6 protein-coding genes, 1 tRNA gene and 1 other RNA gene are annotated in these 5,035 nt (G+C 71.6%); 5 read left to right on the top strand and 3 right to left on the bottom strand.

Annotated features, from left to right (window positions below; all coding sequences use genetic code 11):
• Positions 1–230 precede the first annotated feature (230 nt).
• Positions 231–1,109, top strand: a complete 879-nt coding sequence (locus ACFWBY_RS36580; RefSeq protein ID WP_385345109.1) for a universal stress protein — start codon at positions 231–233, stop codon at positions 1,107–1,109.
• A gap of 244 nt (positions 1,110–1,353) precedes the next feature.
• On the opposite strand, the gene ACFWBY_RS36575 is transcribed toward ACFWBY_RS36580, so the two are convergent.
• Both ACFWBY_RS36575 and ACFWBY_RS36570 read right to left on the bottom strand, forming a co-directional pair.
• Positions 1,354–1,776 (bottom strand): PIN domain nuclease, encoded by a 423-nt coding sequence (locus ACFWBY_RS36575; protein ID WP_385345106.1) that lies wholly within the window; start codon positions 1,774–1,776, stop codon positions 1,354–1,356.
• Positions 1,773–1,988 carry a type II toxin-antitoxin system VapB family antitoxin gene (locus tag ACFWBY_RS36570; RefSeq protein ID WP_374778334.1) on the bottom strand — a complete coding sequence of 72 codons (216 nt, stop codon included), beginning with the start codon at positions 1,986–1,988 and terminating at the stop codon, positions 1,773–1,775. The genes ACFWBY_RS36575 and ACFWBY_RS36570 overlap by 4 nt, the downstream gene beginning before the upstream one ends.
• 408 nt (positions 1,989–2,396) lie before the next feature.
• On the opposite strand from ACFWBY_RS36570, the gene ACFWBY_RS36565 reads away from it, so the two are divergent.
• On the top strand, positions 2,397–2,552 hold the full coding sequence (locus tag ACFWBY_RS36565) for a hypothetical protein (RefSeq protein ID WP_385345103.1): 156 nt from the start codon (positions 2,397–2,399) through the stop codon (positions 2,550–2,552).
• Complete coding sequence (locus tag ACFWBY_RS36560; RefSeq protein ID WP_385345100.1) at positions 2,549–2,872, top strand: PIN domain-containing protein; 324 nt, start codon at positions 2,549–2,551, stop codon at positions 2,870–2,872. The genes ACFWBY_RS36565 and ACFWBY_RS36560 overlap by 4 nt, the downstream gene beginning before the upstream one ends.
• Before the next feature lie 237 nt (positions 2,873–3,109).
• Here the strand turns inward: ACFWBY_RS36560 and ACFWBY_RS36555 are convergent.
• Positions 3,110–3,197 (bottom strand) — tRNA-Ser (locus ACFWBY_RS36555).
• A 108-nt stretch (positions 3,198–3,305) separates the two neighbouring features.
• Between ACFWBY_RS36555 and ffs the strand changes: the two genes are divergently transcribed.
• Both ffs and ACFWBY_RS36545 read left to right on the top strand, forming a co-directional pair.
• Positions 3,306–3,404: signal recognition particle sRNA small type (ffs, locus tag ACFWBY_RS36550), an RNA gene on the top strand.
• 202 nt (positions 3,405–3,606) lie between these two features.
• Positions 3,607–5,035: DNA polymerase III subunit gamma and tau (locus tag ACFWBY_RS36545; protein WP_385409758.1), on the top strand; the 1,429-nt coding region annotated here is incomplete at its 3' end.

Genomic DNA, 5,035 nt, shown 5'->3' with positions numbered 1-5,035 from the left:
CACGCCGGCGGCCGCCCACCGACCGCTCCCACCCCCCGCCGCCCCCTCCCGCGGGCGGGGTGCGCGCCCCCCCTGGCGCCGGGGGGGGGGGGGCGGGGGGCCCCCCCCCCCACTTCTCTGCGGGCGCGAGCCCGTGACCGGCCCCCGAAGGGGGATAAAAGGGGCATGGGGCGTAGCGTCGTAGGAGCGACCAGAAAAATGGCCGCGGCATGGAAAGAAGGGTGCCGCCGATGTCCCTCCCGCTTGCCCAGCCCTCCCCGCCGTCCGAGCAGGCCCCGCCTTCCGGGGCCGAGCCGTCCCTCCCCTTCCTCGTCGGATTCGACGGGTCCTACCGCAGCCTCGCCGCAGCCCGCTGGGCGGCCCGGGAGGCCTCGTCGGCGGGGGCTCCGCTCCACCTGCTCCACGTCGGCCAGGCCTGGCCGAGGATCCAGCCGATCTCACCCGAGTTCGTGCCCGTGCTCGGTGAGAGCGAGCTCGCCATCGTGGCCGTACTGGCGTCGCTCGCCGCGGAACTGCGCTCCGCGCACCCCGGGTTGACCGTCGAGACGGCCACCGCCGAGGGCGGGCCCGGCAACGAGCTCCCGCGCGCGGCCGCCCGGTCGAAGGCCCGACTGCTCGTTCTCGGCGCGAGCGGACACACCCACCACGTCGTTCCGGTGCTCGGCTCCACCGCGCTGCACGTCGCAGGTCGCGCCGACCTGCCCGTCGTCCTGATCCGGGAACCCGCCGCCGAGCGGGCGCAGCGCGGAGGCGGGGTGGTCGTGGGCGTTGACCCGGCCGGCGACCACGCCTCCGTGCTCGACTTCGCCTTCGCGTGGGCGTCGACGCACGGACTGGCACTGCGCGCCGTGCACGCGGCGGGTGCCGGGGCCTCGGCGGAGCAACTCGAAGCCGTGGTGGCCGCGGCCTCCGCGCGCCGTCCCGGGGTGCCGACCGAGTGGGTCAGCCGCCCGGGCGAGGCCGCACGCGTCCTGGTCGACGAGTCCGCCGCGGCCGACCTCCTGGTCGTCGGCCGCCGCCGCCACCGTCCCCTGCACGGCCTCGGCCCCACGGACCACGCGGTCGCCCACAACGTCCACGCCCCGGTGGCCCTGATCCCCCACGGCTAGTGCTGTGACCGGGAAGGTTCACCGGGTCGCGACGCCCGGCACGGCACCTCGCCGCGTTGTCGGACCACGGAAGTACGTCCAGTACGAGCCGCGGTCCTCCGCCTTGCGATGCACCGCACCGGACGCCGCGACCCGGCAAACCTTCCCGGCCACAGCACTAGCCCGTCTCTTTCGGACCTTGCCGGCCGTGCCCGCCCGGGGGAACGCGAAGGGCCCCACCGCAAGCGGTGGGGCTCTTCAACGCCTACTTGCCGGCCTCCGGGCCGTACCACTGCATGGCTTGGCCGGTGACAGCCGCGATGCACTCGAAATCGTGGTCGCGGTGCAGGAGAGTCAGCCCCTGCAGTTCCGCGGTGGCGGCAACGACGAGGTCCACCGCGCCCGCACCGCGGTGCTGCCCGCGCTGGGTCAGTAGCTCCTGGACCTGCCAGGCGCGGTCGTACGCCCGGTCGTCGATGGGCACCCAGCCGAACAGCAACCGCATGTCATCGATGCCACGCGCGCGGTCTGCGGCGGATCGGGCACTGTAGAAGAACTCCAGCTCGGTGATCGGGCAGGTTGCGAGGAGACCAGCCGCAGCCGCCTGATCCCAGCCGTACTGTTCGGCGTCGCCGTGCAGGAACCGCGCGAGTGCGCTGGTGTCGATCAGGAACTGTGCCGCGCTCACCTTCGGTAGTTCCTCTTGTCCTCGAAGAGGCCCAGATCGAACGCGCCCTCTCCGGCTGTAGCCCGCAGCCGAGTGAGCGCGAGCGCGCGCCGGCGGTTCTCCAACACTTCACGCAAGGCGGTGTTGACCGTCTCCTTCTTGGTGCTCGTCCCGAGCGCCTGAGCCACGTCGGCCAGCAGCTCGTCGTCAAGGTCGATCACTGTTCGACTCATCCAGACACCTCCGGTGATATCAGCTGACCCATAAAGTATATCCGGCATGGTGTCTACGGTGGAGCTCTTCCGAAGATCACAAAATGCGGCATGCAAGCTGCTGACTTCGATCTTCGGTGTGGCGAGCATGGTGATGAACAGGGCGAGGAGGTGCCGGGTGCGGTGGATCGCCATCGCGGCGGATCCGTCAAAGCTCGGATTCGGGTCGTTCTCGGCCCTCTCCAGGGTTGTCCGGCCTAGGGTGGTCTTCAGGTACGGGCCCGTGGATCACAGCGTGGAGGAGCCGATCATGAGCACTGCCCCGAACCTGCCCTCCCGCCGCGCAGACCTGAGGAGCCTCATCCGCTCCGGACGATCCGGGAGATCCGGGAGTCTCTGCCCGAACAGCAGCTCGGGCACTTCGATGCCGTGCTCGCCGACACCGACATCGATGCCCTGCCCGACATGCTTCACCGCTGGGCGACCCTGGGCGGCGACGGGTTTCTCGAACGGCTCACGGCGGCCCCGTTCGAGGGGCTGGAGTTCGGGCAGAGGTCCTACGACGACGCGGCGGGCGGCGAGTGATCTATCTGCTCGACACCAATGTGGCCGTGGAGATCACCACCCGTCCGAAGCCTGCCCCGGCCGTCGTCGCCTGGGCTCGGTCTGTTCCGGCTCCTGCCCTCTATCTGAGCGTCATCACGGTCGCGGAGATCGAGGCGGGCATCCAGGGAACGCCGGATCTGGTGCGGCGTACCGCTTTCGAGCGGGCGCTCGCGGACATCCGTGTGATCAGTACCGCGACCGGATCGCCACCGTCGGAGAGAGGGAGGCACTCGCCTGCCTCGCTCTTCACCGGAGGCTCAAGAGTGCCGGGACCAGCATCGATCCACCCGATGCGCTGATCGCCGCCACCGCGCTGGCGAACGACTGGACGCTGGTGAGCCGCAACATCAAGCATCTGGCGAGGTCAGGCGCACTCCTGCTGAATCCTTGGGAGTACGAGGGGTAGGCCATCGAGGCCGGAATGTGGTGGGTCATCCGGCTATGTCGCAAATGGCTGAGACTGGAACTGAGACCACGGAACGCAGAAGGCCCCGGCCGGTTTCCCGGTCGGGGCCTTCAAGTGCCCGGTGAGGCACTGGCGGAGGATACGAGATTCGAACTCGTGAGGGGTTGCCCCCAACACGCTTTCCAAGCGTGCGCCCTAGGCCACTAGGCGAATCCTCCGCGGCAAACAATACAAGACGTTGAGGGGTGCTCGCGAACGTGATCGTCGGGCGGTGACCTCGGTGGGGTCCGGCTCGATTCCGGGGGCCTCCATCCGCTAGGGTGGGGGCCAGCCCCTCACGTGGCGCTATCTCACCCAACTCCCCCAGGGCCGGAAGGCAGCAAGGGTAAGTGGGCTCTGGTGGGTGCGTGGGGGGCGCTTTGCGTTCCCGGGCAGCTCGGGACGGGAGACGCCGCGGGCCGGGAAGACCCCCGCCGGCGGGACGCCGGGGGCGGTCCGGGCCAGGCGCCCGTGAGTGTGCCGGGCCGGGTGTCCGTGAGTGTGCCGGGCCGGGTGTGAGCCTGCCGTGCCGGGCCGGTACGGGTCTGCGGGCCGCTTATGTCGGTGGGCCCGGATAACCTCGTAGACGTGTCGTCCCTTGCGCTGTACCGCCGCTACCGCCCCGAGTCGTTCGCCGAGGTCATCGGGCAGGAGCATGTCACTGCCCCGCTGATGCAGGCCCTGCGCAACAACCGGGTCAATCACGCGTACCTGTTCAGTGGGCCGCGGGGCTGCGGCAAGACCACCAGCGCGCGCATCCTCGCCCGGTGCCTGAACTGCGAGCAGGGCCCCACGCCGACCCCCTGCGGGGAGTGCCAGTCGTGCCAGGACCTCGCGCGCAACGGCCCGGGCTCCATCGACGTCATCGAGATCGACGCGGCCTCGCACGGTGGTGTGGACGACGCCCGTGACCTGCGCGAGAAGGCCTTCTTCGGGCCCGCCTCCAGCCGGTACAAGATCTACATCATCGACGAGGCGCACATGGTCACCTCGGCGGGCTTCAACGCCCTGCTGAAGGTGGTCGAGGAGCCGCCGGAGCACCTCAAGTTCATCTTCGCCACGACCGAGCCCGAGAAGGTCATCGGGACCATCCGGTCCAGGACGCACCACTATCCGTTCCGCCTCGTGCCCCCCGGCACCCTGCGGGAGTACCTCGGCGAGGTCTGCGACCGCGAGGGCGCGCACGTCGAGGACGGCGTGCTGCCGCTCGTCGTGCGCGCGGGTGCCGGATCCGTCCGCGACTCCATGTCCGTCATGGACCAGTTGCTGGCCGGCGCCGCCGACCAGGGTGTGACATACGCCATGGCCACCTCGCTCCTCGGGTACACCGACGGCACCCTCCTGGACGCCGTGGTCGACGCCTTCGCCGCCGGGGACGGGGCCGCCGCCTTCGAGATCGTCGACCGGGTGGTGGAGGGCGGCAACGACCCGCGCCGCTTCGTCGCCGACCTGCTGGAGCGGCTGCGCGACCTGGTGATCCTGGCCGCCGTGCCGGACGCCGGGGAGAAGGGGCTCATCGACGCCCCGGCCGATGTCGTCCAGCGGATGCAGGACCAGGCGTCCGTGTTCGGGGCGGCGGAGCTGTCGCGTGCGGCCGACCTGGTCAACACCGGGCTCACGGAGATGCGCGGAGCGACCTCGCCCCGGCTGCAGCTGGAGCTGATCTGCGCCCGCGTCCTGCTGCCCGCCGCCTTCGACGACGAGCGCTCCGTGCAGGCGCGGCTCGAGCGGCTGGAGCGCGGTGGCGCGGCCGCCGCGGCGGCGTCCTTCGCCCCCGCCCCCGCCCCCGCCATGGGGTACGTACCCGGGCCGGAGGCGCACGCGATGGCCCCCGCCGTCGTACGCGCTCCCGCGTCCGCCCCGGCCCCCGTGGCCCCCGTGGTTCCGCCCGAGCCGATGGCCCCGGCCGCGTCCCCGACTCACGCACAGGCCCCCGCCGCCGCGCAGCCCGCCGCCGCGCCCGCGCCCGCCGCCGCGCAGCCCGCCGCGGCGCCCGGCGCGTGGCCCGGAGCCGCGC

The sequence above is a fragment of the Streptomyces sp. NPDC060049 genome (assembly GCF_042736715.1).
Classification (GTDB): domain Bacteria; phylum Actinomycetota; class Actinomycetes; order Streptomycetales; family Streptomycetaceae; genus Streptomyces.
The sequence above is the reverse complement of the archived record's forward strand: the minus strand, read 5'-3'. Positions and strand labels throughout refer to the sequence as shown.

Bases quoted from the DNA above. Each gene is read 5' to 3' on its own strand.
- ACFWBY_RS36580 (WP_385345109.1), top strand. From the start codon at position 231: ATGTCCCTCCCGCTTGCCCAGCCCTCCCCGCCGTCCGAGCAGGCCCCG.
- ACFWBY_RS36570 (WP_374778334.1), bottom strand. From the start codon at position 1,988: ATGAGTCGAACAGTGATCGACCTTGACGACGAGCTGCTGGCCGACGTG.